Origin of the sequence: Luteibacter sahnii, from assembly GCF_034063545.1 — a bacterium.
Classification (GTDB): Bacteria; Pseudomonadota; Gammaproteobacteria; order Xanthomonadales; family Rhodanobacteraceae; genus Luteibacter; species Luteibacter sahnii.
In genome coordinates this window covers 921,199-946,570 of sequence record NZ_JAQLOK010000001.1, presented here as the reverse complement: position 1 = coordinate 946,570, position 25,372 = coordinate 921,199, and the positions used below count along the sequence as shown (strand labels likewise).

The 25,372-nt window shown below is 67.0% G+C and carries 30 protein-coding genes and 1 pseudogene; 9 read left to right on the top strand and 22 right to left on the bottom strand.

What is annotated here, in order from left to right:
• Positions 1 to 14 precede the first annotated feature (14 nt).
• The 5 genes from PI246_RS04360 to PI246_RS04340 form a co-directional block, all read right to left on the bottom strand.
• A complete protein-coding gene (locus tag PI246_RS04360; RefSeq protein WP_320550058.1) occupies positions 15 to 767 on the bottom strand; it encodes a response regulator in 753 nt (250 codons plus the stop codon).
• Complete coding sequence (locus tag PI246_RS04355; protein WP_320550248.1) at positions 764 to 1,909, bottom strand: hybrid sensor histidine kinase/response regulator; 1,146 nt, start codon at positions 1,907 to 1,909, stop codon at positions 764 to 766. Before PI246_RS04355 ends, PI246_RS04360 begins: the two co-directional genes overlap by 4 nt.
• Positions 1,909 to 2,742 carry a CheR family methyltransferase gene (locus PI246_RS04350; RefSeq protein WP_320550057.1) on the bottom strand — a complete coding sequence of 278 codons (834 nt, stop codon included), beginning with the start codon at positions 2,740 to 2,742 and terminating at the stop codon, positions 1,909 to 1,911. Before PI246_RS04350 ends, PI246_RS04355 begins: the two co-directional genes overlap by 1 nt.
• Positions 2,743 to 2,931: 189 nt before the next feature.
• Complete coding sequence (locus PI246_RS04345; protein WP_320550056.1) at positions 2,932 to 3,516, bottom strand: urea carboxylase-associated family protein; 585 nt, start codon at positions 3,514 to 3,516, stop codon at positions 2,932 to 2,934.
• Positions 3,517 to 4,267: 751 nt separating this feature from the next.
• Positions 4,268 to 5,875: a cation:proton antiporter gene (locus PI246_RS04340; protein WP_320550055.1), complete on the bottom strand. Its 1,608-nt coding sequence runs from the start codon at positions 5,873 to 5,875 to the stop codon at positions 4,268 to 4,270.
• 159 nt (positions 5,876 to 6,034) lie between these two features.
• Between PI246_RS04340 and PI246_RS04335 the strand changes: the two genes are divergently transcribed.
• Together PI246_RS04335 and PI246_RS04330 are read left to right on the top strand one after the other, a co-directional pair.
• The gene (locus PI246_RS04335; RefSeq protein WP_320550054.1) at positions 6,035 to 6,253 is read left to right on the top strand and encodes a hypothetical protein; all 219 of its coding nucleotides are present in this window, start codon (positions 6,035 to 6,037) and stop codon (positions 6,251 to 6,253) included.
• 87 nt (positions 6,254 to 6,340) lie between these two features.
• Positions 6,341 to 8,326: a CocE/NonD family hydrolase gene (locus tag PI246_RS04330; protein ID WP_320550053.1), complete on the top strand. Its 1,986-nt coding sequence runs from the start codon at positions 6,341 to 6,343 to the stop codon at positions 8,324 to 8,326.
• 7 nt (positions 8,327 to 8,333) lie between these two features.
• On the opposite strand, the gene PI246_RS04325 is transcribed toward PI246_RS04330, so the two are convergent.
• The 3 genes from PI246_RS04325 to PI246_RS04315 are packed head-to-tail and all read right to left on the bottom strand — an operon-like array spanning position 8,334 to position 10,681.
• Positions 8,334 to 8,663: a hypothetical protein gene (locus PI246_RS04325; protein WP_320550052.1), complete on the bottom strand. Its 330-nt coding sequence runs from the start codon at positions 8,661 to 8,663 to the stop codon at positions 8,334 to 8,336.
• Between the two features lie 16 nt (positions 8,664 to 8,679).
• Positions 8,680 to 9,447, bottom strand: coding sequence for a LytR/AlgR family response regulator transcription factor (locus PI246_RS04320; protein WP_320550051.1), 768 nt, complete (start codon positions 9,445 to 9,447; stop codon positions 8,680 to 8,682).
• Positions 9,440 to 10,681, bottom strand: a complete 1,242-nt coding sequence (locus tag PI246_RS04315) for a sensor histidine kinase (RefSeq protein WP_320550050.1) — start codon at positions 10,679 to 10,681, stop codon at positions 9,440 to 9,442. Before PI246_RS04315 ends, PI246_RS04320 begins: the two co-directional genes overlap by 8 nt.
• Before the next feature lie 206 nt (positions 10,682 to 10,887).
• Here PI246_RS04315 and PI246_RS04310 point away from each other — a divergent pair, with 206 nt between their 5' ends.
• Positions 10,888 to 11,229, top strand: a complete 342-nt coding sequence (locus PI246_RS04310) for a hypothetical protein (protein WP_320550049.1) — start codon at positions 10,888 to 10,890, stop codon at positions 11,227 to 11,229.
• Between the two features lie 5 nt (positions 11,230 to 11,234).
• On the opposite strand, the gene PI246_RS04305 is transcribed toward PI246_RS04310, so the two are convergent.
• The 3 genes from PI246_RS04305 to PI246_RS04295 all read right to left on the bottom strand — a co-directional run bounded on the left by PI246_RS04305 (position 11,235) and on the right by PI246_RS04295 (position 13,060).
• On the bottom strand, positions 11,235 to 11,450 hold the full coding sequence (locus PI246_RS04305) for an RNA-binding S4 domain-containing protein (RefSeq protein ID WP_320550048.1): 216 nt from the start codon (positions 11,448 to 11,450) through the stop codon (positions 11,235 to 11,237).
• Positions 11,451 to 11,521: 71 nt separating this feature from the next.
• Positions 11,522 to 11,938, bottom strand: a complete 417-nt coding sequence (locus PI246_RS04300) for a ketosteroid isomerase-related protein (protein ID WP_320550047.1) — start codon at positions 11,936 to 11,938, stop codon at positions 11,522 to 11,524.
• Positions 11,939 to 11,947: 9 nt separating this feature from the next.
• Entirely contained in the window at positions 11,948 to 13,060 is a 1,113-nt protein-coding gene (locus PI246_RS04295) for an S-(hydroxymethyl)glutathione dehydrogenase/class III alcohol dehydrogenase (protein ID WP_320550046.1), read from the bottom strand.
• 466 nt (positions 13,061 to 13,526) lie between these two features.
• Here PI246_RS04295 and PI246_RS04290 point away from each other — a divergent pair, with 466 nt between their 5' ends.
• The gene (locus PI246_RS04290) at positions 13,527 to 13,688 is read left to right on the top strand and encodes a hypothetical protein (protein WP_320550045.1); all 162 of its coding nucleotides are present in this window, start codon (positions 13,527 to 13,529) and stop codon (positions 13,686 to 13,688) included.
• A gap of 52 nt (positions 13,689 to 13,740) precedes the next feature.
• Here PI246_RS04290 and PI246_RS04285 read toward each other — a convergent pair whose 3' ends face one another.
• The 3 genes from PI246_RS04285 to PI246_RS04275 form a co-directional block, all read right to left on the bottom strand.
• The gene (locus PI246_RS04285) at positions 13,741 to 14,301 is read right to left on the bottom strand and encodes a DUF6496 domain-containing protein (protein ID WP_320550044.1); all 561 of its coding nucleotides are present in this window, start codon (positions 14,299 to 14,301) and stop codon (positions 13,741 to 13,743) included.
• Positions 14,302 to 14,325: 24 nt separating this feature from the next.
• The gene (locus PI246_RS04280) at positions 14,326 to 14,529 is read right to left on the bottom strand and encodes a hypothetical protein (protein ID WP_320550043.1); all 204 of its coding nucleotides are present in this window, start codon (positions 14,527 to 14,529) and stop codon (positions 14,326 to 14,328) included.
• Positions 14,530 to 14,600: 71 nt separating this feature from the next.
• Positions 14,601 to 15,917 (bottom strand): Nramp family divalent metal transporter, encoded by a 1,317-nt coding sequence (locus PI246_RS04275; protein ID WP_407069778.1) that lies wholly within the window; start codon positions 15,915 to 15,917, stop codon positions 14,601 to 14,603.
• A gap of 149 nt (positions 15,918 to 16,066) precedes the next feature.
• On the opposite strand from PI246_RS04275, the gene PI246_RS04270 reads away from it, so the two are divergent.
• Positions 16,067 to 16,243 (top strand): CsbD family protein, encoded by a 177-nt coding sequence (locus PI246_RS04270; RefSeq protein WP_320550041.1) that lies wholly within the window; start codon positions 16,067 to 16,069, stop codon positions 16,241 to 16,243.
• A 64-nt stretch (positions 16,244 to 16,307) separates the two neighbouring features.
• Here the strand turns inward: PI246_RS04270 and PI246_RS04265 are convergent, their stop codons facing one another.
• A complete protein-coding gene (locus PI246_RS04265; protein WP_320550040.1) occupies positions 16,308 to 16,433 on the bottom strand; it encodes a hypothetical protein in 126 nt (41 codons plus the stop codon).
• A gap of 71 nt (positions 16,434 to 16,504) precedes the next feature.
• Here PI246_RS04265 and PI246_RS04260 point away from each other — a divergent pair, with 71 nt between their 5' ends.
• The gene (locus PI246_RS04260; RefSeq protein WP_320550039.1) at positions 16,505 to 18,589 is read left to right on the top strand and encodes a hybrid sensor histidine kinase/response regulator; all 2,085 of its coding nucleotides are present in this window, start codon (positions 16,505 to 16,507) and stop codon (positions 18,587 to 18,589) included.
• Between the two features lie 69 nt (positions 18,590 to 18,658).
• Positions 18,659 to 18,811 (top strand): hypothetical protein, encoded by a 153-nt coding sequence (locus PI246_RS04255; protein WP_320550038.1) that lies wholly within the window; start codon positions 18,659 to 18,661, stop codon positions 18,809 to 18,811.
• Here PI246_RS04255 and PI246_RS04250 read toward each other — a convergent pair.
• Positions 18,808 to 18,975, bottom strand: a complete 168-nt coding sequence (locus PI246_RS04250; protein ID WP_320550037.1) for a hypothetical protein — start codon at positions 18,973 to 18,975, stop codon at positions 18,808 to 18,810. The genes PI246_RS04255 and PI246_RS04250 overlap by 4 nt on opposite strands.
• Positions 18,976 to 19,241: 266 nt before the next feature.
• Between PI246_RS04250 and PI246_RS04245 the strand changes: the two genes are divergently transcribed.
• Entirely contained in the window at positions 19,242 to 19,991 is a 750-nt protein-coding gene (locus tag PI246_RS04245) for a Crp/Fnr family transcriptional regulator (RefSeq protein WP_320550036.1), read from the top strand.
• Here the strand turns inward: PI246_RS04245 and PI246_RS04240 are convergent.
• The 3 genes and pseudogenes from PI246_RS04240 to PI246_RS04230 all read right to left on the bottom strand — a co-directional run.
• Complete coding sequence (locus PI246_RS04240; RefSeq protein WP_320550035.1) at positions 19,946 to 20,182, bottom strand: hypothetical protein; 237 nt, start codon at positions 20,180 to 20,182, stop codon at positions 19,946 to 19,948. The genes PI246_RS04245 and PI246_RS04240 overlap by 46 nt on opposite strands.
• Before the next feature lie 72 nt (positions 20,183 to 20,254).
• Positions 20,255 to 20,500, bottom strand: coding sequence for a hypothetical protein (locus PI246_RS04235; RefSeq protein ID WP_320550034.1), 246 nt, complete (start codon positions 20,498 to 20,500; stop codon positions 20,255 to 20,257).
• A gap of 137 nt (positions 20,501 to 20,637) precedes the next feature.
• A pseudogene (locus PI246_RS04230) lies at positions 20,638 to 21,348 on the bottom strand (NADPH-dependent F420 reductase); the annotation flags it as partial.
• Positions 21,349 to 21,449: 101 nt separating this feature from the next.
• On the opposite strand from PI246_RS04230, the gene PI246_RS04225 reads away from it, so the two are divergent.
• A complete protein-coding gene (locus PI246_RS04225; protein WP_320550033.1) occupies positions 21,450 to 22,478 on the top strand; it encodes a TraB/GumN family protein in 1,029 nt (342 codons plus the stop codon).
• A gap of 3 nt (positions 22,479 to 22,481) precedes the next feature.
• Here PI246_RS04225 and PI246_RS04220 read toward each other — a convergent pair whose 3' ends face one another.
• The 3 genes from PI246_RS04220 to PI246_RS04210 form a co-directional block, all read right to left on the bottom strand.
• The gene (locus tag PI246_RS04220; RefSeq protein WP_320550032.1) at positions 22,482 to 22,859 is read right to left on the bottom strand and encodes a response regulator; all 378 of its coding nucleotides are present in this window, start codon (positions 22,857 to 22,859) and stop codon (positions 22,482 to 22,484) included.
• A 166-nt stretch (positions 22,860 to 23,025) separates the two neighbouring features.
• Complete coding sequence (locus tag PI246_RS04215) at positions 23,026 to 23,562, bottom strand: tetratricopeptide repeat protein (RefSeq protein ID WP_320550031.1); 537 nt, start codon at positions 23,560 to 23,562, stop codon at positions 23,026 to 23,028.
• A 74-nt stretch (positions 23,563 to 23,636) separates the two neighbouring features.
• Positions 23,637 to 25,343 carry a patatin-like phospholipase family protein gene (locus PI246_RS04210; RefSeq protein WP_320550030.1) on the bottom strand — a complete coding sequence of 569 codons (1,707 nt, stop codon included), beginning with the start codon at positions 25,341 to 25,343 and terminating at the stop codon, positions 23,637 to 23,639.
• Positions 25,344 to 25,372: the final 29 nt, after the last annotated feature.

The following is a 25,372-nucleotide window of genomic DNA, read 5'->3' as shown; positions in this document are numbered from 1 at the left end:
CGTTCTTGTCGTGCTCAGGCGCGGGACGAAGCCGCATGGGTGACGAGGGCGATGACAGCGAGCAGCTGCCGGCGCTGATAGGGCTTGGACAGAAACACGCCGCCGCGGGGGACCCGCCCGGCATCCACGGTGTAGCGCCCGGACGTTACGACGAGGCCGACGCTCGGCCAGCGCTCGAACACGAGGTCGGCCAGGCCGAGGCCGTTCATGCTGCCCGGCATGTCAACGTCGGTGAACAGCGCATCCACCGGCTCGGCGGCGAGGATCGCCAAGGCGGCGGCGGCATCGGCCGCCTCGAGCGTCCGCCAGTCCGCCCCGGCGAGCACCTCGCAGGCCAGCGTGCGGAGCATGTCGTCGTCTTCGACCACGAGCACCGTGCGCATGCCCGCGTCGGGCCGGCCGGCGGTCGACTCATGGGTAAACGCGGCATCGCCTGCGGCCGTGCCAGCCAGACGCGCATCCACCGACAAGCGGCTGACCTGATCGACGAAGGCACGCACCGCCCCGGCCAGGCGGCGGCCGTTGGCCGTGGAGCCGAAGAAGAAGATCCGCTGCCCCTCGATGGAGATTTCCGCCAGGCCCAGTTCGCCCTTGAGCGCCGTGGCCTGGAGGTTGAACGCCTGGATCCATTCGTCGGAGGGTTCGACGTCGAGCAGACCGACGATAGGGGCATCGCGAACGACGTCGACCGTCGCCTTGAGCGGCGGCACCTCGAAGCCGATAATGCGCGGAAAACGGCGATCCGGAAGCGATTTGGACGGGGTCACGCGCGGTCGTCCTGGCGGCCCGCCGTGCGCCGGCGGGGAAAGCGGAAATCGAAGCAGACGCCGGCCTTGCTGTTGACCGCGCGCACCGAACCGCCGTGGGCGCGAACGAACTGGTCGACGATATACAGGCCCAGGCCCAGGCCCGTGCTGCGGTTGAACCCGCCCTTGAACGGCTCGAACAGCCTCGGCAGCAGGGCGTCGTCGATGTGCCCGGCGTTGCGCACGACACAGTGCAACATGTCAGCGTGGCTGCCGTCGGCATGGATCGCGATCGTGTCGCCGCCACCGTACTGCACGGCGTTGCCGAGCAGGTTGCCGACCACCTGCCCCATCCGCACCACGTCGAAGCCGCCGCGCAGATCGCCTTCCCGTGTCAGCACCACGGGCTGGCCCGGGTGGGCGCGGCGGATCTCGGCCACCACCTCCTCGCAGACGTTGCCCAGGTCGGCGGCGTGGATGTCCAGGGTAAGAATCGACGAGCGGATGCGCGAGAAGTCGAGCATCTGGTCGATCATGCGCGACATGCGCACCGCGCTGCTCTTGATGAAGGTCGCATGGCGGGCCATCGGCGTGCCGTCGGCCTCGTCCATCACCTGTTCGGCGCACAGGTTGATCGCCGACAACGGCGTACGCAGGTCATGGGTCATCACCGCCATCATCGTCTGGTTGAGTTCCAGGGCGCGCTCGAGCTGTTCGTTCTGCTGCTCGAGCGCCAGGCGCTGGCGGTGCAGCTGGATGAATACCCGGACCTTTCCCAGGATGATATGCGGTTCGATCGGCTTGTGGAGAAAGTCGACGGCGCCGGTTTCGTACCCCTTGAACGAACGGGCCGGGTCGTTGGGCGAGGCGGTGAGGAAGATGATCGGCACATGCCGCGTGCGGGACGCGCCGCGCATCAACTCGGCGAGGGCGAAGCCGTCCATCTCCGGCATCTGCACGTCGAGCAGGGCAAGGGCGACGTCGTGGTTCAGCAGCAGCTCCAGCGCTTCGGCACCCGAGGCCGCGCTGAGCACGCTGACGTCTTCCTTGGCCAGCAACGCCTCCATGGCGATGAGGTTCTGCGGCACGTCGTCGACGAGCAGCACATGGGTGGTCGCGGACGCCGGCGACACGGCCGGCGGCGGCGCGAGGAGCGAAGCCATCATGACGCGCGCCTCTGGTAGATGCGCTGGGAAGCGACGAACGGTTCGAACCGCTGCACGTGGTTACCGAACTGCAACGACTCTTTGCTGCCGACGCCGAGGAAACCCTTGCGCACGAGCGCCTCGCTGAAGAGTTCCACGGCACGGTCCTGGAGTTCGCGGTTGAAGTAGATGAGCACGTTGCGGCACGACACGAGGTGGATCTCGGAAAATACCGCGTCGGTCGCCAGGCTGTGGTCGGCGAACACGACCTGGCGTATCAGGCGGCGGTCGAACACCGCATGGCCGAGCACGGGCGCATAGTAATCCGAAAGCGCACGGCGGCCGCCCGCCGCCAGGTAGTTCGCGCTGAACTGGTCCAGGCGATCGGCCCGATAGGAGCCCTCTTCGGCCTTGGCGAGGGCGTCCTGGTTGATGTCGGTCGCGTAGATGACCGTGCGTTCGAGCAGGCCCTCTTCCTCCAGCAGGATCGCCAGGGACCACACTTCCTCGCCGCTGCTGCAGCCGGCGACCCAGATCTTGATTGACGGATACGTCGACAGCACCGGGACGACCTCCCGACGCAGGGCGAGAAAATACTCCGGGTCGCGGAACATCTCCGACACCTGCACGGTGAAGTACTGGATGGCCTCGGCGAACAGCCCAGGCTCGCGCAGGATGCGGTGCTGGAGGTCGCTGACCCGTTCGCATTCGAAGCGGTCCATGGCATGCCGGACGCGACGCCGGAGCGAGCTCAACGCATAGCCCCGGAAATCGTAGTGGTAGCGCAGGTAGACCGCCTCCAGCAGAAGCTTGAGCTCGAGGTCGAAAAGATGTGTCGACTCGTCGGTCACGCGCGGGCCGCCCCCTTCTGGCCGTGTGGCCGCCCCCGGCCCCGACACCCTCCGCCGGTCGGCGAGGCCGCGGGCAAAGCGTGGGAACGCGCCCAATCGAGGATGATCATGAGCCTGGCGAGCGGAAAGATAGCCGCGAATTTAACGCATCCGATGCGTGAAGGGTTCGTGGAGGATCGCCAGGGGGCCCTACGCGATGCTGTACTGGATGGGCTTGAAGCGGAAGTTGTTCGACATCCCTGCCGAGCAGGCGGTCAACGCCACGATGAGGTCCATGCGGGCCTCGAAGGTCGTGGCGTCGCCGGGACGGCTCAAGGGTGGCTCCACCGACAGGGTGCCCGTGGCACCGTCGACCTGCACGTTCATGAAAACGTTGAAGGCGGTCGGGATCCGGTCCGGATCGATCCCGTGGGGCGCCAGCGCGGCGGCGAGATTGCCGAAACAGCCGCGATGCGGCTCGGTGTGGCCATAGAGTCTCGCGAACATCTCTTTCGAGCACGGGGCCAGGAGAAAGTCGTGCCGGCCGACGTCGTCGCGCCCGATGACGAACATGGGCGAACTTCGGTTGGAATACAGCGTGTCGCCCGTGGTGAGCAGGAACGTGCTGGCGTAGTCGAGCGACCGGCCGCTCGACAGCCACTCGTCCGTGTCATGGGCGTTGAACGCCACCAGATCGCTTACCTGCTCGCCCTCGGGGTCGATCACGGTCAGGCGCTGTCCCTGGCTCATCCGGAAAGCCACGCCGCTGCGTGGAGCGATGGTGTGGATCGTCATGTCGCGTCGGTCCCTCGGGGACGGAAAGGGCACTGCCACTGGCCGACGATGTGCCTTCCGCTGTATTGCCGCGCTTCCGAGCTCGTGCCGCCGTCTGGGCGGCAAGGCAGGGAAACCAGGGGCTGGCCAGGTGCGATTCGAACGCCGCGATGGCGGCTGTCTGCGAGTGGGTCATCATGGCACCTCCGGTTCCCCCACCTTTGCGTCGGCTACGTGAAGCGGGATGCCAGAGCGTTTCAAGTGCGTCTTTATCTCGGTGAGGCAAGGTTGAAGGCAGTGGCAACGTTTCATTTTCACGATGTCAGGCGCACGCGACATTCACGCGATGCCAGTCGCGTGCCGATAGCATCCCTACACCCCTGCTTGGCTTCGCGGCCTTGTCGGGCGCGCCGACGGACGTCGTCGGGCGCGTAGAAGGTACGGTAATGCCCGCCGACGATGCCCTGCGGCGCGTAGCCTTTGATGCGCTGCGCGCCGGAGTTCCAGCTGGCGACGCCACCCGCAAGCCAGCGGCGACGACAGCGACGGAGAAAGCGACGAAAAAAACGTCGTCGTGGATCACCGGAGCCATCCCGGCGATCGACCTGAGGACCCGTTGGCCGTATCGCTCAGGCGAAGGGTGGTGCCTTACAACCTTGTGCCCCCAGAGCGCGTGGCACCTGGGCGGTGTCGCGGAAGATCCTGGTGTGTACCCTCGCGGTTCGGACAGGTCGTCCGCATTAGAGCGACCCGCAAGCGCGCCCGACGTGCATCAGACCTGCGGCGCCTCGCGATCGTTTTCGGCTTCGATCTGCTGCAGGTCGAGGTCGCGCTCGAAGTAGTGCAGCAGGTCGTCGTGGATCTGCCCCGAGCGATGCAGGCGCAGCATCTCCACCCGCCCTGCGGCAATGGCCGCCAGAATCACGTCGTAGTGCGCCGTGCGGCCACTGGCATCCACCACCTCGCGCGAGGCCGTCGCGTAGCGCTCGGCGACCGAGAGTCGGTAGGTGTACTGCTCGAGCAGGCGGGGATGGACGAGCCGGCCGTCGACGTCATAGGCCCCGGCTCGCACGGCGTCCAGCTGCGCCTTGTCGATCAGGGCGGAGGCCTGACCCTCGGTGAGATGGTGATCGTGCGTGTGCGTGGCGACGCGATCCAGCCCCAGAAAGCGGATCACCCAGCCCATGGTGCCGCCCTGCACTACCACCGTCACCAGGATCACGACAAAGGCGGCCGCGATCGTCAGGTCGCGCCCCGGCATGGCCTCGGGCAACGACAGCGCGATGGCCAGGGTGACGACCCCGCGCATGCCCGCCCAACCGAGCAGGAAACTGCCGCGTGGCGTCGGCGGCGGCGCCGTGCGCCCGACCAGGCGCGCCAGCGGAACGCGCAGGTAATCGGTGGCGTATACCCAGACGAAACGCGAGGCGATCACCGCACCGAGCATCGCCAGGATCGGCAGGCCGAGCGCCTCGACCGCGTTGCCCAGGCCGCCCAGACGCTCCACCACGCCCCGCAGCGAGAAGCCGATCAGAATGAACACGAGCGCTTCGAGCAGGAAAATCATTACCTTCCAGAACGCCGTGCTGCGGATGCGCACGTGCGCGGAAAACACATCGTGCTGGTACCACCCGAAGATGATGCCGGCGGTGACGGTGGCGATCACGCCCGACACGTGCAGTGCTTCGCCGCCGATGTAGGCCGCCCACGGCGACAGGCAGGAAGCGATGATCACGAGGAACACGTCGCGGATATGGCGTAACGCGAAGACCAGCGCATGGCCCACCGCGAAACCCACGGCGACCCCGCCGAGCGCGAGTCCCGCGAAGCTGAACACGGCGTCCTGGAGGCTGAAGGCGCCGGTCAGCACGGCCGCCGTGGCGAAGCGGAACAGCACCAGTCCCGTCGCGTCGTTGAGCAGGCTCTCGCCTTCCAGCAGCACGTTGAGCCGGCGCGGCAGGCGCACCTTGCTGAGCACGGCCTTGGCGGCGACGGCATCCGGTGGCGACACCACCGCACCCAGCGCGAAACAGGCGCCCCAGGGCAACGACGGTACCATCGCGTGCGCCACCGCGCCGACCACGAAGGTGGTGAAGATCACCGCGCCCACCGCCAGCCAGAGGATGCCGCCGAGATAGCGGCGGAAATCCGACCACACCGTATAGAACGCCCCGTCCTGCAGCAGCGGCGGCAGGAACACGATGAGCACCAGTTCCGGATCGAACGTGACCGGCGGAATCCCCGGCAGGAACGCGATACCCACGCCACCGGCCAGCAGCGCGGCGGCCGTCGGCAGGCGCAGGCGCCGCGCGATGAGTTCGAGCACCAGCAACGCGACCAGCAGGATGAGGATGAACTTGAAGGTTTCGGTCGACGACATGCAGGGCCCCTCGCAACGCATCCGGCAGGATAGCCAATGTGCGCGACGCCGGGCTTGTCCGGACGTGCCTCGCCATGAACCTGAACCATGATTGAGGTAGGCGCCGGAGCGTCATCGCGTATACGCGGTACGGACATAGGCCGGGGTTAACTTGCGCCCATGAGCCATCGACACGACCTTGAACGCATGCTCGAACGCCTCGACAGCGAGGTGGCCCGCGACCTGCATGACAACCCGGACCCCGACGCGTTCTGGCCAGCGTTCGCGCAGAAGTCGAACGCCGTGCTGGAAGCCGCGGGCCCGGATCATTTCGACTGGGTGAGCGCCGAGGTGTCGGCGATCCTGCAACGTCACGGCGTCGCGGTGCCCGAGGCCTGACCCGCCGCCCCTGCCACAAGTCACGATTTACCTCACCGGACCGCTTTGCCAGACTCGAACGTCGTCCTGGCATAAGGTCACCGTCGCATGCGCCGTACCCCGTCCGTGTTCCGCACCACCGCGTCGGTGGCCTTGGGCAGTGTCTGCCTTGTCGTCGCGATCGGCACCGTGTCCGCCCAGGACGCGCTCACGCGCGAACAGCAGGTGCTCGTGGACAAGCGCGAAGCGGTCGAGCGCCAGCTGCAGGACGCCGCCGTGGTCGATCGCAAGGTGATGGTGAAGATGCGCGACGGCAAGCGCATGGCCGCCGACATCTACCGGCCGAAGAACGCCACAGGCAAGGTGCCGACCATCTTCGTGCGCACCCCCTACAATTTCAATTTCTGGGACGTGAAGCTCGGCGCGCCACGCGACATGAGCGACGAACTGAAAGTGGTCAAGCGCGGCTACGCCCTCGTCGAGATGAACGAGCGCGGCCATTATTTTTCCGAGGGCAATTACGAGATCCTGGGCGCTCCGCTGTCCGACGGCGTGGATGCTGTCCGCTGGATCACCTCGCAGCCGTGGTCGAACGGCAAGGTGGGTACCACGGGATGTTCGTCCACGGCGGAATGGCAGATGGCCGTGGTCGCCCAGGACACCCCCGGCCTGGCCGCGTTCAACGTGCAGGGCTTCGGCGCGGGCGTCGGCCGCGTCGGCCCCTACTACGAGCAGGGCAACTGGTATCGCGGCGGTGCCGTGCAGATGCTTTTCATCGACTGGCTCTACAAAGAGCAGAACCAGGTGCGCCCGCAGTTCCCGTCGACCATGTCGCAGGCCGACCTGATCCGCGCGTCAAAGATGTTCGACCTCGACTCGGCGCCGCCGCGCGCCGACTGGGACAAGGCGTTCTGGGTGCTGCCGGAAAAGGACATCATGACATCGGTGAACGGGCCCAAGGGCATCTTCGCCGACGTGATGGACGTGCCCACCGGCGGCAACATGATCGCCCGCACGCCCAACAGCCCTGCCTGGTACAAGGGCGGCCTGTGGCATGACACCATGAAGATCGACAAGCCGGGCCTGTGGTTCATGAGCTGGTTCGACGTGTCCGTGTCGCCCAACCTCGCCGCGTACAACCACGTGCGCGCGACCGCGCCGAAGAACGTCGCCGACGAGCAGTACGCCGTCATCGCCCCGGTGCTGCATTGCGCCTATACCCGTGCCACCGAGCACACCGTGATCGGCGACCTCGACGTGGGCGACGCCCGCTTCGATTACGACGCCCTCGTCTACGGCTGGTTCGACAAATGGCTCAAGGGCGAGGACAGCCCAGTGGTCGACCGCCAGGCCAAGGTGATGTATTACACGATGGGCGAGAACGCCTGGCACAACACGACGACCTGGCCTCCGGCCGGCGCCGTAACGCGCGACCTCTACTTCACCAGCGGCGGCAAGGCGAACACGCTCTACGGCGACGGCAAGCTGTCGCCCACGGCACCGACGGGCGCCGACCAGCCCGATCGGTTCATCTATGACCCGATGAACCCCGTGACCACGCTCGGTGGCGGCGGGTGCTGCCAGGGCACGGCGGTGAAGTTCGGCTCGTTCGACCAGAACCCGCAGCTCGCGCGCAACGACATCCTCGTGTACGACTCGGCCCCCTTCACCCAGGGCACCGAGGTGAGCGGCCCGATCACCGTGACGCTCTACGTATCCTCCGACGCGAAGGACACCGACTTCACCTTCAAGGTGATGGACGTGATGCCCGACGGCAAGGCCTTCAACATCACCGAGAACATCCAGCGCATGCGGTACCGCGATGGCTACGACAAGCCGCCGGTCTGGATGAAGGACGGCGAGATCTACAAGGTGACGTTCCAGCCGATCGACACGAGCTGGTTCTTCAAGCCGGGACACACCCTCCGCGTAGCCATCGCCAGCAGCAACTTCCCCCGCTTCGACCGCAACCTCAACACCGGCGGCAACAACTACGACGAGGCCAAGGGCGTGATCGCGCACAACGCGGTGCACCACGACGCCGCGCATCCGTCAAAGATCACCTACACGGTGGTACCGCGCGCCCAACCGTGAGGGCGGCTCAGCGTGGGCGGCAACCCGGCGTCATCCGGGACGGGTCGCTGCCCACGCATTGCTGGAAGCCGTCGGGCAGGCCGTCGATGCGGCGCCGTTCGGCCACCGCCAGCACGAAGCTGCGGATCGGCTGCCCCTCGTAGAACAAGGCGTAATAGCAATGGCCGCTGCGACTGGTTTCGCAGGCGAATTCCGTCCGGCCCATGTCGATGTCGGTGCGGCTGTCGAGCACGGCGACGCCGTTCTCCGACGATGAGACCACGATGCTCCGGTCCGGGGCGCCGGAACAGCCGACGAGGTTGAGCAGGCCATAGACGATCGCGATAAGCGTGCGCATGCAAGGTCTCCTTGGGTCACATCGCGCGGAAGATGGCCATGAACGGCTGGCTGACCGCCAGCGTGTCGGGACGTCCACGCAGCCGCAGGCAACCCTTGCCGCTGTCGTCGCGCTCCACTGAGGCGACGTGGCGCAGGTTGACGATGGTCGAACGGTGGATCTGGCGAAACGTGCGCGGATCGAGCTGGCGCAGCAGGTCGCGGATCGGCCGGCTGAGCAAGGCGTCGCCCTCTCCCGTCGCGACCACCGTGTATTTGTTGTCGGCACGGAAATAGATCACGTCGTCGACGAGGATCAACCGGGTGCCGCGGCCCGCGCTGGCGGTGATCCAGGTCAACGGTTCGTCGGGCTGCGGGTCGAAGCGTTCGAGCAGGTCGCGGGCCATGCGCGAGGCGCGCTCCGCGTGGCGGCCGGCCTCGGCCAGTCGACCGCGCAGTCGCGCCACCGTGTGGGCCAGGCGCTCCGCCGTCACGGGCTTGAGCAGGTAGTCCACGGCCCCGCGCTCGAAGGCGTCCACCGCGTATTGATCGTAGGCGGTCACGAATACCACCAGCGTCGAGGGGCTGGCATCGGCTGCCGCGGCGGCCACCTCCATGCCGGTAAGTCCCGGCATGCGAATGTCGAGGAAGGCCACGTCGGGACGGTGGTTGGCTATCGCCTCCAATGCCGCGCCGCCATCCTCGGCCACTTCCACGATCGCCAGCTCCGGCCAGGCCACGGCGAGTTCGCGACGCAGGGCCGTGCTCAGGAGCGCCTCGTCCTCGGCCACGATGCACTTAAGCATGGGAGGCTCCCTCGTGCACCGGCAGCGTGATCGTCGCCGCCACGCCGTGGGGGAAGTTGTTGCCGATGGTGAAGCCCGCCGCGCCAGCGTAGGTGAGGCGAAGCCGTTCGCGCAGGTTTTTCAGGCCGATGCCGGTGCCGGCGCCATCGCTGCGGAAACCCAGGCCGTCGTCGGCCACCGTGAGCGACAGCAGGGAGGTATCCACCCCGGCGCGAATCCAGATACCGCCGCCGCCGGGCTTGGGCTCGAGACCGTGCTTGATGGCGTTCTCCACGAGGGTCTGCAACATCATCGACGGCATCGGTATCGTCAGGGCCGTCGCCGCCACGTCGACATGCACGGCAAGCCGCTCGCCCATCCGCAGCCGCATGATCTCCAGCCAGGCGGTCGAGCGTTCCAGCTCCTGTCCGAGGGTGGACAGCGAACCGTCCGTGCGAGGCAGCGAGCGACGCAGGTAGTCGATCAGGTGGCCCAGCATGCGGTCTGCGCGCGCGGGGTCGGTACGCACCAGCTCCTGCGCGCTGGCCAGCGTGTTGTACAGAAAGTGCGGTTCGACCTGCGCCTGCAGGAGGCCGAGTTGTGCCGCGGTCAGCTCTTTTTCCATGGCGGTCTGCCGCGCGTCGGCGCGCTCACGGCTGCGCCGCACCGCCATCCGCTGGGTAATCGCGCGCATCAGCGTTTCGACCGTGTCGAGCGACACGCCCGTATCGGGATAGAACCAGTCGGCCCATGCGCCCACGTCGGGTTCGCAGGCGACCATGGCGCTCGACGAACCGTCGGCCGGCGTGACGGTGGCGGATACGCGGGTGTCGCGGTCCACCGAGCCCAGCCAGCGCCGCCAGCGGCGGGACGCCGCTTCCACGCGCGGCGGACGGATCATGGCCTGCACGGTCAGGCTGCCCTTGCGTGCGTGCACGTCCTGCACATACGGCAGTTCGCGCACCACCTCCTCGACCAGGACGAAGGCCTCGTCGACGTCGCAGGCGAGTTCCACCCGCCGGCGCTGGCGATTGGAAAGGGTTTCCGCATCGACGCGGCCGGCGATGGTGCGCACCCGATAAAGGTGCGTGACACCGCGGGCCAGCGACATCAGCATGCCGACGAATATCGCGAGCCGGAAGATCAGCGGCAACTCCCCGCCGTTCCAGTCGGCCGCGTTCCACACGACCATCAGCACGCACCAGGCGGCGAACCACGCGATCAGGATGCGTCCCAGAAACTTGATACTCGCCATGCCCTGCCCCTCGTTCGAATGCGCACGGAGCATACGCCGCGACGTTCGGCAGGAGCGGAGGTTTCCGACGAAACGCCGCCAGGGCCGACGAAACCCTCCCAGGCCCTTATCGCGCCGCAGCATGACGCGGAACGTCACATGGTCCATGCTCGACGGAACGACTCTCGCGGTGGGGACCGCACCAGTCACGACAAAGGGGTTATCGCATGGCCTTATTGCTCGTCGTTTTTGCTGTCGTCGTTCTCGCCATCTATCTCGGCATCCAGCGTTTTCCCAGGCACCATCCCTCCAACTGGCTGCTCGGCATCGTCGGCGGCGCCTGCCTCGTGCTGGCGTGGTACGCGATCTTTCATCCGCTCCTGCTCGCCTCCGGCGGCGGCGACCCCTCGCTGCTGGCGCTCGGCCTCACGGCCGCCGGCATCGTGTCGTGCGTGCTCGGCGTGGTCTGCCTGGGCGTGTGCGTATGGCGCGATCCGAGCCGTTTCTGGATGCTGTCGGTGGTATTCATCGCCGTGATCGGCGCCACCCAGCTCAACGTGATGTCCTGACCGGTTCAGGCGACGACGCGTACCTCGTCGTCGCCGATCGTCACCACCTGCCCCGCGCGCACCTTGCAGGTCTTGCGCCGCTCGACCGTGCCGTCGACCTTCACCAGGCCTTCGGCGACCAGGTGCTTGCCCTCCCCGCCGCTGCCGGCGATGCCCGTGAGCTTGAGGAGGATGTTGAGTTCGACGTAGTCGCCCTCGAGCTGGAATTCGTGCAGCGACATGGGGAGTGAACGCAGGGGGGACGGGTTGCCATTAGAGCGCGAAACGGCCGGTTCGGGAACCGGCCGTCGCGTCAGTCCACCTCGACCCGCCGCACTTGCGACAGCCAATCCTCAAGGTTGTAGTAGTTGGTCACGCGCGTGATGCGCCCGTCGCGCACGTCGAAGAACGCCCCGCCCGGCAACACGTAACGCTGGCCCTGCGCCAGCGGCAGGCCCTCGTCGGTGGCCTTGTATTCGCCGTGGACGACATATTCCGCCGCGGCCCGGTCGCCGGCCTCGTTGGCCATGATGACGATGTGCCTGAGTTCTTCGGCGTAGCTGGTGTTCATCCGCTCAAGGAAGGCGGCGAAGCGCGCGCGGCCGGTTTCCCGACCGCCCTGGTTCACGTCGTGGTGCACGTTGTCGTCGAGCAGCGCGAGCATGCCCGGCCAGTCGCGACGGTTGAACGCGTCGTAGTAACGGTGGATCAGGTCGATCGTGTCGTTCATCGGCGGCACTCAGTAGATGATGACGGAACGGATGGACTTGCCCTCGTGCATGAGGTCGAAGGCGCGGTTGATGTCGTCCAGGCCCATCGTGTAGGTGATCATCGGATCGATCTTGATCTCGCCGCCCATGTAGCGGTCGACATAGCCGGGCAGTTCGCTGCGGCCCTTCACGCCGCCGAACGCCGAGCCGCGCCACACGCGCCCGGTCACCAACTGGAACGGGCGGGTGCGGATCTCCTGCCCCGCCCCGGCCACGCCAATGATGATCGACTCGCCCCAGCCCTTGTGGCAGCACTCCAGGGCGGCGCGCATCACCTCGACGTTGCCGATGCACTCGAACGAATAGTCGACGCCGCCATCGGTCAGGTCGACGATGACCTGCTGGATCGGGGTATCCGGGTAGTCGCGCGGGTTGACGAAATCCGTGGCGCCGAGCATCTTCGCCATCTCGAACTTCGACGGGTTCATGTCCACGCAGACGATGCGCGAGGCCTTGGCCATGACCGCGCCCTGCACCACCGACAGGCCGATGCCGCCCAGGCCGAACACGGCCACCGTGGCACCCGGCTCGACCTTGGCGGTATTGAGCACGGCGCCGATGCCGGTGGTGATGCCGCAGCCGAGCAGGCAGACCTTGTCCAGCGGGGCGTCCTTGTTGATCTTGGCCAGCGAGATCTCCGGCAGCACGGTGTACTCGCTGAACGTGCTCGTGCCCATGTAATGCAGCAGCGGCTTGCCGCCGATCGAGAAGCGCGAGGTGCCGTCCGGCATCAGGCCCTTGCCCTGCGTCACGCGGATCTTCTGGCAGAGGTTGGTCTTGCCCGAACGACAGAACTTGCACTCGCCGCACTCGGGCGTATAGAGCGGAATCACGTGGTCGCCCGGCTTGAGCGACGTGACGCCCTCGCCGACCTCCTCCACGATGCCGCCGCCCTCGTGGCCGAGGATCACGGGGAACGCTCCCTCGGAGTCGTCACCCGACAGGGTGAACGCATCGGTATGGCAGACGCCGGTGGCCACGATGCGCACGAGCACTTCGCCGGCCTTGGGACCCTGGACGTCGATGTGCTCGATAGAGAGCGGCTTTCCTGCTTCCCAGGCGACGGCGGCGCGAGACTTCATGGGCGATTTCCTCAAACGGTGGACCAGGGATTCTAGACCCTCGCGGGCCCCCGGTTGAACGGCCGCCAACGGCCGGGTTGGCGTCAAACGCCCGTTCGAGTTAAACTAGGGTTAACGCATCGGCACCGCCCGGCGAACGAAAGGTCCAGGAAGGCTTTCCGGAACGACCGCTACGAATTTTCTTGAAGCGTCCGTTGAACCTTTTGCTTACAACCGCTGTCCAACAATTTAATGCTTGGCGGCCCTTGTAAAGCTTTCAGGCGTCCCTACTAAGGGTTTGTGGGTAAACCGGTTGGTTTAGAAATTGATCCAACCAGCCCGTGACGAAAGTCTAACGAACTCATTGTTCACCACATTGAACGACCCGCGACGCTTCATCCGTCCAAGGGGTCACGCCACGCCAGAGACCGGCGACGTGGCGATCGTCCAGAAACATCCGGTCTGGCGATGACTGGGAGACACCACCATGAATGAACTGCGCAACGAATACGGCATCACCACCTTCGAATACACCACGGGCTATCGCGCCACTGAGGCGACGAACGGCCTGGATCTCTTCGGTGGTGAGATGGACGGCTACGATTGGCTCGGCGAAGTCGCCAGCCGCCTGAGCGGCGACGCGGTCTAATCCGCCTTCGCTGACGACACGAGAAGGCCCGCCATCGGCGGGCCTTCGTTCGTCAGGAGGCCTTGCGCGCCCGCGTGTGCGCGGCCTTCTTCGCCGCGGCCTTCCGTGCCGCCGGCCCCTTGGTCCGTGTGGCTTTCTTCGCAGCGGCGGAACGATCGGCGACGGTCCGTTTGGCCGCCGCTTTCCTGCCCTGACTGGCCAGGGCGCGCTTCGACACCGCGCCCTGCCCCTCCCGCTTCAGTACGATCCGGGATGCCCGCGAGCGTGTCGCGGACGTCGTGGCGGTCTTGCGCGCGCTCTTGGTCGCCGGGCGCTTGCGAAACGCCGTCTTGCGGGCGTTTCCGCCGGTCGACGACCCCGATGATGCGGCCATGTCCTGCGAGGCTTTTTTACGCGTGGCCGGGCTCGCGCTCCGGGACGGCGCCGCGTTCGCGCCGGCACGCCGCGCCTTGGACAGGCCGATCGCGATCGCCTGCTTCGTCGAGCGGGCGCCGTGCTTGCCGTCACGGACATGCTCGATCTCTTCCTTGACGAACTCACCGGCTTGCGTGGAAGGCGATTTGCCTTCCTTCTTGTCCTTGCGGGCCCGGGCGAGGGTGGCTTTCTCCGGCATGACGAATCTCCCGGCAAAGGCGATTCAGGGAATACGGATGGAGAGCGGTTCGGGTAGTGCCCCGAACATCGACATCGAACGCTGGCTTTCCGGATGATCGGGGTAGCCCGGCGCATCCTGAGGCGTCGGCCGCCCCATGTCGGGCACCTCGGGTGCAGGGGAGGTGGGCCGTTCTTCAGGCGGCTGGCCGGGCATGTCCGGAATCTCCGGCGAAGGCTGTGTGTGCATCGTGGATAGCCATTGGTGTCGTCGTGCGGTGAGACTGAAGCGAACGCCGTGATGCCCACGTGGGCGATGCGTCACGCCAGACCGAACACCTGGGCGACCAGCCATACGTTGGCTGCGGAGATCACGACGAACAACAGCCACGCCACGAGCGCCACCGGCCGCGTGTTGACGAACTCGCCCATGAGGTCGCGCTGGCTGGTGAAGCGGATCAGCGGATACATGGCGAACGGCAACTGCACGCTCAGCACGACCTGGCTGGCCACAAGCAACTCGCCCACCGCACGGTCGCCCATCACCCACACCCCGATGAAGGCCGGCACGATCGCCAGCCCGCGCGTGATCAACCGGCGTTGCCAGCAGGGGATTTTCAGGCGCAGAAAGCCATCCATGATCACCTGGCCCGCGATCGTGCCGGTGAAGGTGGAACTCTGGCCCGAGGCGAACAGGCCGATCGCGAACGCGATCGCGGCCACGGTCGTGCCGGCAATCGGCGCGAGCAGCTTGTAGGCGTCCCCGATGTCGGCCACGTCGGTGCGACCGGTGCCGTGGAACGCCGACGCCGCCACGACGAGGATCGCCGCATTGATGAGCAAGGCCAGGCCCAGCGAGCAGATCGTGTCGATCCGGGTGAGGCGCAGGGCCGCGAGCTTGCCCGACGCGCCCGACACCGCCCGGGTCTGCACGATGGACGAATGCAGGTAGAGGTTGTGCGGCATGATCGTGGCCCCGAGGATGCCGATCGCGAGGTAGAGCGGTTCGGTGGTCGACACCGCATGAAGCGACGGCACGAATCCCGCGGCGACCGCGCCCCAGTCCGGGCCGATCAGAAACAGCTGCACGACGAAACACAGGCCGATGGTACCGACCAGGCCGAGGACGATGGCCTCAACGCGACGGAACCCCCTGCCCTGCAGGCCGAGCACAAGAAACGTATCCAACGCCGTGAGTGCCACGCCGACCGGCAGGGATACGCCAAAGAGCAGTTTGAACGCCAGGGCGCTGCCGAGCACCTCGGCCAGATCGCAGGAGATGATCGATATCTCCGCCAACCCCCACTGGATGCGACCCACCGTCGTGGCATAGCGGTCGCGAGAGAGTTGGGCGAGGTCGCGCCCCGTCGCGATGCCCAGCCGCGCCGCCAGACACTGCAGCACGATGGCCGCGAGGCTGGAGAGCAGCACGACGAAGAGCAGCCGGTAGCCGAAACGCGACCCCGCCTCGATATCGGTGGCCCAGTTGCCCGGATCCATGTAGCCCACGGACACGAGCAGGCCCGGGCCGGCGAATCGAAGGGCCTTCTTCCACCAGGGAAGATGCGCCGGAACGACGATCGAGCCAGCCACCTCAGACGGACAGAACGGCGCGGTGGCCGACGTGGGCAGGGGCAACATGGGGCGCATCGTAGCAAGAACGCCGTGCCGCGCATGCGACGTAAAACCCTGCGTGAAATCGCCCGAACGGCCACTTCACAAGGCGGTTATGGCTTCGCATCGTTAATCCAACCACTGCGAATCGCGCAGTGACAGAGGAAACCACCATGGACAAGAACCGCACCGAAGGTATGAAGCACGAAGTCAAGGGCGCCGTGAAGGAAGTGGTCGGCAAGGTGACCGGTAACCACGCAAAGGAAGCCGCGGGCAAGATCGAGAAGAATGCCGGCAAGGTGCAGAAGGAAGTGGGCAAGGCCGCCGACGAGGCGCGCAAGGGCCACTGACCCCCTGCCGATCCGTTCTCCAGCGCGGGCGCCCCAGGGCGCCCGCGCTGCGTTCGGGCATCCGTTACGTACAGCCGCGCACGAGGAAGATCAGGATCAGCACCGGGATCGGCACGCCGAGCAGCCAGAGCAGCACGTAGCCGATACCGCCCTTCTGTTTGCGCGGCGTAGGGGTGGGTTGGTCGTTCATGGTGGTCCTCCTCCGTGGTGTTCGCCGTCACGCTCACAGCAAGCGCGTGGAGCGGGCGTGAGAGGCGCGCCATGAAACATTCGCACCGGGCGCGTATCGTGCATCATGCCCCCTGGCACACCGCATGCAGCCCCGAGGCCCCGATGTCGCGCGCCGCCGATCCTTTCGATTTCCTCCCAAGCGATTCGCCCGCTGCGGACGAGGTTCGCGCGTTCGACTGGACGGTCACGCCGGCCGGCGCCCCGGAACGCTGGCCGGTGGCCCTGCGCGCGATGCTTTCGACGATCTTCCACTCGCCCCGGCCCATGTTCGTGGCGACCGGGCGCGGGCGACTGTTCTTCTTCAACGACGCCTTCCGGCCGATGCTCGGCGCCCGGCTGGCGGGCGCGGCGGGCAAGTCCATCGCCGAACTGTGGACCGATGCGCACTCGGACGCCGCCCTCCACGTCGAGCGGGCCTTCGCCGGGGAAAGCGCGGTGCATCGCGACATGCCCCTGCGGCTATCGCGGCATGGCTTCGCCGAGGAAACCTGGTGGACGTTCTCCTACATGCCGCTGCGCGACGAGCACGGGGTGATTGTCGGCATCCATGGCACGACGCACGAGACGACGCGCGCCGTGCGCTCCTCCATGGCGCTGCGCGAGATCAACAGCTCGCTCGAGCGCGAGGTCGACCAGCGTACGCGCGAACGCGACCAGATATGGGGCATCTCGCGCGACCTTTACGTGGTTTCGACCCGTGACGGCCACTACCGCAACCTCAATCCGGCGTGGCAGCACGAGATGGGCTACGACGAGGGCGAACTGGTCGGCGTCAACTTCGAGGAACTGGTGCATCCCGACGACGTCGACCGCGCGCGCGATGCGATCACCCAATTGCAGGACGGCGACGTGGTGGTCGACCTCGAATTGCGCTTCCGCCACAAAAACGGCGATTTCCGCTGGTTCGCATGGACCTGCGTCCCCGATGGCGATGTGGCTTACGGCATGGGCCGCAACACGCAGCGGCGCCGCGACATGGAAGACCAGCTGCGCCATGCGCAGAAACTCGAGGCCCTGGGTCGCCTCACCGGCGGCATCGCCCACGACTTCAACAATATCCTCGGTGGCATCGGGGGCGCGATCGAAGTGGTGGGCCAGCGGCTCGAACAGGGCCGCCTGGAGGGCGTGCGTCGGCTACTGGACGCCGCCGGCGGCGCGGTGAAGCGCGCCGCCGGGCTCACCCACCGCCTGCTGGCCTACTCGCGCCAGCAGGCGCTCTCCCTTGCCGACGTCGACGCCAACGCGATCGTTCGCGGGCTCGATCTCCTCCTGCGGCCTCTGCTGGGCGAACGGCTCGAGCTCAACCTGCGCATGCAGACCGACCTGTGGCGCACGCTGTCCGACGCCAGCCAGCTGGAAAGCGCCGTACTCAACCTTGCGATCAACGCACGCGACGCGATGCCCCATGGTGGCGTGCTCACCATCCGCACGCACAACGCCAGCGGTCACGATATCGGCACGGGGCCGGCCGACTATGTCGTGGTATCCGTGACCGACACCGGCACAGGCATGCCGCCCTCCGTGATCGAGAAGGCCTTCGATCCCTTCTTCACCACCAAGGCGATCGGCCAGGGCACGGGCCTGGGGCTGTCGATGGTCGACGGCTTCGCCCGCCAGACCGGCGGCCGAGCCATCATCGATTCGGCGCCCGGCAAAGGCACCACGGTCAGCCTCTGGCTACCCCGACACGCGGGCGAGGCCGACGCCTCCCACGCCCATGGGGCCGTGCTAAAGCGATTCGGCCAGGGCGAGCACGTGCTGCTCGTGGAAGACGAGCCCATGCTTCGCTCGCTGGCGCGGGAGGTTCTGGAAGAAGCCGGCTACGTCGTCGGCGCCCACGAAGACGCCCGCGAGGCCCTTCACGTGTTGCGTGGTCCGTTGCGGCCCGACGTGTTGGTCACCGACGTGGGCCTGCCCGGCATGGACGGGCGACAACTCGCGCTCAGCGCCCGGGAAATCCATCCGCACCTGCCGGTGCTGTTCATCAGCGGCTATGCGTGGGAGGCCTTCAGCGACGCCCGCCTGCCGGAGCGCGCCGTTTTGCTGACCAAGCCGTTTGCCGTACAGGCCCTGGTCGACGCCGTGGCCGATCTGCTGGACGCGCGGCCTCACTGACACCCGCCATCCATTTTGTTGACGACAAAACCGGACACTGGCACGCAGACCACCCAAGGAGGGCTCACGATGAACCGTACGCGCTACTACGCCCTGATCGCGCTCATCGGCGCCCTGGTGGTGATCTTCATCGTCGGTGCGATCCACAAGGGCGGCCCGGCGGGCGACGAGCCCGACGACGGCCACCGTGCACCGGCTGCGACCCGGCCCACGGAGCGCTAGGCAGGCTCGGCGCTGGGATGGGGCGCGTGTTCGGCGGCGCGGCGCATCGCGATCAGCACATCGGTGCCGTAGCGCATGACGAACGGGGCGACGTGCAGGGGCACGCCTCCATCGGGCAACGCGCTGTTGATGACCGGTGCGTCGTCGATCTCAGGCCGCGTCATGCCGGCTGCCTGCGAAAGCGAAGAGCGGTGGAACGGGACAACGTGACTCGACGTGCCATGCCTTGACGGCTCCTAGCGGACTTTCCCCCAAGGCTCCTTACTAAGCGAAAGCGACGCTGGCGTCAATCGCCCGGGCCCCGCTGGAGACCCCGCCACGCCGTGCGAGACCTGCGGCATATCCGCACAGGCGACCGACCGGAGAGGACCCCAGGCGCCGACGGACGTAACATCGTGCACGCAGTCGTCATCGAGCGAGGAGGTCGCCCATGTCCCATGCCCTTTCAGCTGCCCCACGGCCGCCGGCATGGCGCCCGGGAAGCGCGTGCAACGGTTCGTGCCGCCACGCATCGGCGTGTGAGGCCACCCGTGGCGGCGACCCCGCCCTGCTCGGCGTCCGCGGCGTTGTCGAGCGTGTCGGCCCGTTCAGCGACGGCGACCGCCTCGTCCAGCCCGGTTCGCCGCACCGTGGCTATTTTTCCGTGCTTTCGGGCATGGCCAAAACGACGGATGCGAACCGCGTGGTGGCCTTTCACCTGCCGGGGGAACTGTTCGCGCTCGAACCCACCCGGGCGCAGGTCCACGAGCGGTCGATCAGCGCGATCGGCAAGACCTGGTTCTGCCGGTTTCCCCGCGATGCCATGAGCGACCTGTGCGGCGACAACGATGACATCGCCCGCCACCTCGCCGCTTTGCGTCGTCGTGAGCACCGCCTGTTGAAAGCGTCTCACGACGACGGCGACGCGCTGACCCGCGTGAGCGGCTTTCTCTTCGACTTGCGTTGTCGCCGACGCCATATCGAAGGCGAATCCGCGTTCGTACCGCTACCGATGTCGCGCGAGGACATCGGCAGCTACCTCGGGATGAGCGCGGCTACCGTCACGCGGATGCTGGGGCGTCTCCGGGCGGCGGGCATCTTGACGATCCGCGCCGACGGCATCGACGTGAGCGACGAGGCGTCGCTCGTCCCGCGTCAGGATTCGCCGGGGTCGAAGCCCTCGCGCTCTTTCATCAGCTGACGCGCCGCGGCGATGCCCAGGCGCAGGCCTTCGGCGCAGGCGTCTTCCTCATTCTCGTGAAGCGTGACGCAGAGGTGCTCCTTCAGCTCGTCACCGTCTTCCTTGATGATGTACTTGCCGCGCCACCGGCCTGGCTTGGCGACATAGCAACTGCCTTCGACGTCGAAGTAACCGATTTTTCGATGGGACATGGGCAAGGCGATCCTCCTGTGGAGTGCATCGTCAGGCACGACGGGTCAAGACCGTGTGCAGCCCGGGCACGGTCAGCGCAATTCGGTGATCGGCCGTTTCGCCGTCGATTCGAATTCGCGCCAGATGCCGTCGGCGCCCTCCACGCTCACCAGTACCTGGATGCCCCGCTGGGCGCCGGCCAGCTTGGACTGGTGCATCGCATAGGCGATGGCGTCGACGCGGCGGGCGAAGTTTTCGGTGGGCACGCCGTTGACATGCACGTGCCAGAGGCCCGCGATATCGGCGTGGAAGGGGATGTCGTAGATAACGAGGGCCATGGAACGACGCAAGCGCAACGGCGGTGATGACGCGACCGCGATGAAAGACAAGAGACCGAGCGACCAGAGCCTAGCCACTGACACGTGAAGCAACAATGGAAGAATCGCGCGACGTGAGCTTCACGCCGCGCTAACGGTCAACGAGGCGAGTCGAACGTGCCCGGGCTGTCGTCGGTCGCTCGCCATTCGGGTTTGCGCTCTCGCGTCGCGTCGAGCAGGCCCTGCCGGACACCTTCCAGATCGCGATCGGCCGTGTACACCGGCGTGCCCGGCTGCTGGCGCCACGATTCGGCGAGCGTGCCGGCGTCGACGCCGTCAAATCCCAACTGGTCGACCAGCTTGAGTACCGTCGCCTTGGCGTTGGGGTCGTCCCCGGCCACCGGCAGCGCGACCCGTCGCTCCGCGGTGGACGGCTGGCCGCCCCGGCCCAGGTGCTCGGCGAAGATGTTGTTGAAGGCCTTGATCACGGGCCGGCCCAGCTGGTCGGCCACCCACTGGCTTTCCGGCGTGCCTTCCTCGATCGAGGCGATGCGCCCGTCACGCTGGCGCGGATAGTAGTTGCCGGTATCCACCACGACCGTATCGGCCGGCACGCCCTCGAAAAGATCGGACGGCAGATCGGGCACGCGGGACTCCGGGATCGTGACGATCACCACCTCGCCCCGGCGGGCAGCGTCCCGGGCCGTCACCGCCACCGCGCCGGTTTCCCGTTCGATGGCCGCCAGGCTCTCCGGGCCGCGCGAGTTGGCGATCAGCACCTCGTGGCCCAGCTCGCGAAACCGACGCGCCAGCACGTGGCCGATGTTTCCTGCGCCGATGATGCCGATCTTCATGTCGGGAACTCCGCGTAAGGGAAAGCATCCATTGTTGCCCTGACGTGTGAACGCGGGGCGAGCGGCCGGTGAGAGTCACCGGCGCGTCCCCCCAAGGCCTCGGATAGACTTCGCCGATGAAACGACCCTGCCTCGCCCTCGCCCTGTCGCTGTGCCTCGCCCTCGGCGCCTCGCCCCTGCTGTCGGCCCAGACGGCGCCTCCCCTGCCCGCCTCGGCCTCGAGCGCGCCCCTGCTGGAGGCGATCACCGTCAGCGGCGTGCAACCCGGGCCGGGCCTGTGGAAAGTCACCCGGGGCGACCATACCCTGCTGATCCTCGGCACGCTGTCGCCGATCCCCCGCGACGTCACCTGGAAAACCGACCAGATCGATGATGCGCTCGCCCATGCGGGCGAGCTGATCCTGCCGCCGAAGGTGGAGATCAAGCCCAACGTGGGTTTCTTCGGCCGCCTCGCGCTGTTGCCGTCCCTGATCGGCGTGCGCAACGCGCCCGACGACGCCACGCTGCAGCAGACGCTGCCCCCCGATGTCTACCAGCGCTGGCTGGCGGTCAAGGCGCGCTATATCGGTGATAACCGCAAGGTCGAACGCTACCGCCCCATCTTCGCCGCGGTGGAGCTCTACAAGGAAGCGGTGAAAAAAGCCGGCCTGCGCAAGTCCGGCGACATCACCCGCACCGTGGTCGACCTCGCCACCAAGCACAACGTCAGGCAGGTGCCGGTGCCTTACACGCTGCTGGTCGACGATCCACGCGCGGTGGTCAAGGCGTTCAAGCGCTCGACGCTCGACGACGTGTCGTGCTTCACCCAGAGCGTCGACAATATCGACGCCCAGCTCGCCGACATGACCCGCCGCGCCAACGCCTGGGCCACGGGCGACATGACCAACCTGCGCGACGACCGTCGCGCGAAGCAGCTACAGACCTGCCTGGACGCCATCACCGAAGGCGGCGTGGCGCAGCGCGCCGGCATCGCCGACGTGCCCCGCGAAGTCCGCACGCTCTGGCTGGCGACCGTCGACGACGCCATGGCGCACAACGCCCAGACGGTGGCGATCGTGCCGATCGACGACCTGCTCGGGGACGACGGTTACCTCGCGGCGCTCAAGGCCAAGGGCTATACGGTCCAATCGCCCGACGACGAGTGACGCTCAGCAGGCGTGTCGAGGCTGGCTCGCTTCGCGAATGGCTCGTTCGAGCTGGTGGGCGCTGTAGGGTTTGCACACCGTCGGCGCGCGATAGCGGGTGGGGATATCCACGGGCACCGCGCCCGTGGCCAATACGTAGGGAATGCCCCGTCGCTTGAGTTCATCCAGCGCCGGGTACGCCATCACGCCCTGGAGGTCGAGGTCGACCACGGCCACGTCGAATCGCTCCACGTGTGCCACGCGGATGGCGTCCTCGATGCATCCCGCGCACGCGGCCACGTCATAGCCGAGGCGTTCGGCGAGAAGATCCCTCAGGGCGGAGGCGAGTCCCGCGTGATCCTCCAGGACGATGGCGCGTGGCGCGGCGGCGGCGTTGTTCATGGGTTCCTCGGACGACGGGCAGGGAGCCACTCCCTGCGCCTCAACCTACTACCGAATTTTCATGATGAACATAGACCAGTAGACAGATCGTCGCGCCCGGCCACGCCGGCCTTTCACCTGCGCAAGCCGTCGGTGGCGCCTTTCGCCCCGATTCGGCGCCCGCGCCTCATGGCCGTGGGCCGGACGCGTCCTCCGCGTCGACGATGAAAGGCGGGGCGCCGCCGTCGGCGTGGGCATGGCCCACCTGGTCGTCCCCTGCGCGGGCGATGCGCTGGGCCATGCGGGCGCCGTCGCGGCGCAGCGGGTCGCCGGGCGGACTGGCCTCGGCGCTGGACAATAGCGCCGCCTGCGCCTGTTTCATGCGCACGACGCCCAGGTTGTAGAGTGCCCTGGCATGACGTGGGTCGAGTTGCACGGCACGGTCGTAGGCGGTGACCGCGGCATCGGGCTGTTGCAGGCGGAATCGGGCATTACCGAGCCGGAACCACGCGTCGGCGTCGTCGGGGAGCGCTTCGACCACCGCTTCGTACAACGTGGCGGCATGGGCGATCTCGCCCTTCGCATAGGCCCGGTCGGCGTCCGCGCGCTCGCTGGCGACGTCGTCGGTCCGGGGCGCCGCGTCGGGCAAGGTGCCGTGCGCGGCACAGCCGGCCAGCCACACCGCGGCCACTATCGCGAACCACCGCGTCCATCCCATCGCCATCGGGTGCTCCCTCCGCAAACAGAGCAGACATTGCCGCGAGGTGACGGTCGAGTCAAATCGACGCAGGCGTCGGGCTAAATCAAATCTGCGTCGCGCAGCGCCTGCGTAATGCGAGTCATCGCCACATCCATCAGCTTGCCGCGCGCGTAGGTGCGCCACGCGAGCCAGGTGAGCAGTTTGTCTTTCCAGCGACGGGTGCCTACGCGGTACAGCGCCTGCAGGCGATCGCGGATCGGCGCTTCCAGCGTCTTCGGATCAAACGCGCCCTTGGGCCACGCGGGCGCGGGTTCTTCGCGATCGCCCGGGTGGCACGCCTCGACCAGCGGAATGACCGGCGCGTAGGTCACGCCGTCCTGGTGGCGCAGGTAGCAGGCCAGCGCCGGATCGCGTGCCCAGCCTGCCACGATCGGGTTGTCCACCGGCACCAGGAAATGCTCGGCGAGAAACCACTGGCAATTGCGCCGGCCCAGCAGGAAATCGTGGCGCCGGTAGGCCTCGCTGAAAAAGCCGGCAAAGCCTCCGAGCCCACCGGCGGCAAGGGCGCGACCGCCGACGAAGGCCTGGCCGTCGGTCGCATGGCGTGTGGGCGCGATGAGAAAGCGGCTATATACGGTGTCGTCCATCGCCAACGCGACTTCTTCGGGCTTGAAGCGCGCCTGCTGCTTCCACGAGGTGAACAGCGACAGCATCGACTCGATCATGTCGATCTTGCCGGCATCGGCGGGCCCCAGTGCGTCGGGCTCGGGAAACGGATCGATCATCAGCACGATGCGGTTCACTTCGTTGCCCAGGCGTGGATTACGGCCGAGCGATCCGGCCAGTTCCGTGCGAGCGAGTTCGAAGGGTTCGTTGTCCATCGCGCCCCCGTCGACGGCGACGAAGCGATACATGGCGCCGCTATCGCCATCGGGCCGCTCCACCGGTCCGACGGGTACCATGCGCACCTGGCCATGCGCATCCGGCACCGCCACGCTGCGCTGCGCGTAGTCGCTCCAGCGACGCTCGATCTGGCGATAACGCAGTCCCGCCGGAAACGCCGCCGACGCCAGCGCCGCGTCGCGCATCGCCGTCCAGGCGCGATCGGGCGAGGTCTTCGGGTACCCAACGTAAAGGTCGTCGGGATATTCCCACGCACGATCGAAGGGGCCGTTGCCGGTGTCCACGGCGAAACGCAGGTAATCCGCGTGCGCGATCATGTGATGCGCCGCGCTCGGGCCCGCCCCCGCGAAAGGCACCTTGTAAGGCACGCCGCGCAGGTTGGTGACGGTATAGATGCACTTGAGCGGACTGGCGATGTACGGGCGCGTCAGCCGCGGACCGTCGAAACGCATCATCACATCCGCGATGCGATCAAGTTCATTCGAGTCCAGCAACGAGACCAATGCGGCATTCGGTCCCTCCAGGTCGCCCGTGTGGAGCAGCCCCGAGATGTCGATGCGATTGACCCAGGTGTCGTAGAACGGGTTAGCCGACGGGTTGGGCGTGGATGCGCTGGCGTGGGTAAACGCATAAGGCAGTGCGAGCGACGAGAGCAGCCCGTTGACGCTCCCCGCCGACGCGCCCGACATCACGCGCAGCAATACGTCGTGACGAGGCACCGCTTCGTTCCGTTCGCGCGCCGCATACCAGCGCTCGAGCGCCTCGTAGAGAAAATCGAGTACCCCGGCCGCATAGGCGCCGCCCGACACAGCACCCGCGAGGGCCAGCCCCAGTTCGAACGTACCGGGCCGGCACGGCGGCGTCTTTTCAGGGCGGGCCAGGGGAAGTTCGCTATCGGTCATGGGGGCCGTCCTCTCACGCGTCAAACCGG

What these genes read in the sequence shown, in the direction of transcription:
- PI246_RS04210 (WP_320550030.1), bottom strand. Translation starts at nt 25,343, where the DNA reads ATGACCGATAGCGAACTTCCCCTGGCCCGCCCTGAAAAGACGCCGCCG.
- PI246_RS04305 (WP_320550048.1), bottom strand. Translation starts at nt 11,450, where the DNA reads ATGTCGCTGCACGAATTCCAGCTCGAGGGCGACTACGTCGAACTCAAC.
- PI246_RS04315 (WP_320550050.1), bottom strand. Translation starts at nt 10,681, where the DNA reads ATGGCGAGTATCAAGTTTCTGGGACGCATCCTGATCGCGTGGTTCGCC.
- PI246_RS04265 (WP_320550040.1), bottom strand. Translation starts at nt 16,433, where the DNA reads ATGAACGACCAACCCACCCCTACGCCGCGCAAACAGAAGGGCGGTATC.
- PI246_RS04250 (WP_320550037.1), bottom strand. Translation starts at nt 18,975, where the DNA reads ATGACGCGGCCTGAGATCGACGACGCACCGGTCATCAACAGCGCGTTG.
- PI246_RS04325 (WP_320550052.1), bottom strand. Translation starts at nt 8,663, where the DNA reads ATGCGCACGCTTATCGCGATCGTCTATGGCCTGCTCAACCTCGTCGGC.
- PI246_RS04255 (WP_320550038.1), top strand. Translation starts at nt 18,659, where the DNA reads ATGAACCGTACGCGCTACTACGCCCTGATCGCGCTCATCGGCGCCCTG.
- PI246_RS04260 (WP_320550039.1), top strand. Translation starts at nt 16,505, where the DNA reads ATGAAACATTCGCACCGGGCGCGTATCGTGCATCATGCCCCCTGGCAC.
- PI246_RS04220 (WP_320550032.1), bottom strand. Translation starts at nt 22,859, where the DNA reads ATGAACAACGCCGCCGCCGCGCCACGCGCCATCGTCCTGGAGGATCAC.
- PI246_RS04235 (WP_320550034.1), bottom strand. Translation starts at nt 20,500, where the DNA reads ATGGCCCTCGTTATCTACGACATCCCCTTCCACGCCGATATCGCGGGC.
- PI246_RS04355 (WP_320550248.1), bottom strand. Translation starts at nt 1,909, where the DNA reads ATGGCTTCGCTCCTCGCGCCGCCGCCGGCCGTGTCGCCGGCGTCCGCG.
- PI246_RS04310 (WP_320550049.1), top strand. Translation starts at nt 10,888, where the DNA reads ATGGCCTTATTGCTCGTCGTTTTTGCTGTCGTCGTTCTCGCCATCTAT.
- PI246_RS04330 (WP_320550053.1), top strand. Translation starts at nt 6,341, where the DNA reads ATGCGCCGTACCCCGTCCGTGTTCCGCACCACCGCGTCGGTGGCCTTG.
- PI246_RS04245 (WP_320550036.1), top strand. Translation starts at nt 19,242, where the DNA reads ATGTCCCATGCCCTTTCAGCTGCCCCACGGCCGCCGGCATGGCGCCCG.
- PI246_RS04290 (WP_320550045.1), top strand. Translation starts at nt 13,527, where the DNA reads ATGAATGAACTGCGCAACGAATACGGCATCACCACCTTCGAATACACC.
- PI246_RS04285 (WP_320550044.1), bottom strand. Translation starts at nt 14,301, where the DNA reads ATGCCGGAGAAAGCCACCCTCGCCCGGGCCCGCAAGGACAAGAAGGAA.
- PI246_RS04295 (WP_320550046.1), bottom strand. Translation starts at nt 13,060, where the DNA reads ATGAAGTCTCGCGCCGCCGTCGCCTGGGAAGCAGGAAAGCCGCTCTCT.
- PI246_RS04240 (WP_320550035.1), bottom strand. Translation starts at nt 20,182, where the DNA reads ATGTCCCATCGAAAAATCGGTTACTTCGACGTCGAAGGCAGTTGCTAT.
- PI246_RS04300 (WP_320550047.1), bottom strand. Translation starts at nt 11,938, where the DNA reads ATGAACGACACGATCGACCTGATCCACCGTTACTACGACGCGTTCAAC.
- PI246_RS04280 (WP_320550043.1), bottom strand. Translation starts at nt 14,529, where the DNA reads ATGCACACACAGCCTTCGCCGGAGATTCCGGACATGCCCGGCCAGCCG.
- PI246_RS04335 (WP_320550054.1), top strand. Translation starts at nt 6,035, where the DNA reads ATGAGCCATCGACACGACCTTGAACGCATGCTCGAACGCCTCGACAGC.
- PI246_RS04340 (WP_320550055.1), bottom strand. Translation starts at nt 5,875, where the DNA reads ATGTCGTCGACCGAAACCTTCAAGTTCATCCTCATCCTGCTGGTCGCG.
- PI246_RS04225 (WP_320550033.1), top strand. Translation starts at nt 21,450, where the DNA reads ATGAAACGACCCTGCCTCGCCCTCGCCCTGTCGCTGTGCCTCGCCCTC.
- PI246_RS04345 (WP_320550056.1), bottom strand. Translation starts at nt 3,516, where the DNA reads ATGACGATCCACACCATCGCTCCACGCAGCGGCGTGGCTTTCCGGATG.
- PI246_RS04215 (WP_320550031.1), bottom strand. Translation starts at nt 23,562, where the DNA reads ATGGCGATGGGATGGACGCGGTGGTTCGCGATAGTGGCCGCGGTGTGG.
- PI246_RS04270 (WP_320550041.1), top strand. Translation starts at nt 16,067, where the DNA reads ATGGACAAGAACCGCACCGAAGGTATGAAGCACGAAGTCAAGGGCGCC.
- PI246_RS04320 (WP_320550051.1), bottom strand. Translation starts at nt 9,447, where the DNA reads ATGCTTAAGTGCATCGTGGCCGAGGACGAGGCGCTCCTGAGCACGGCC.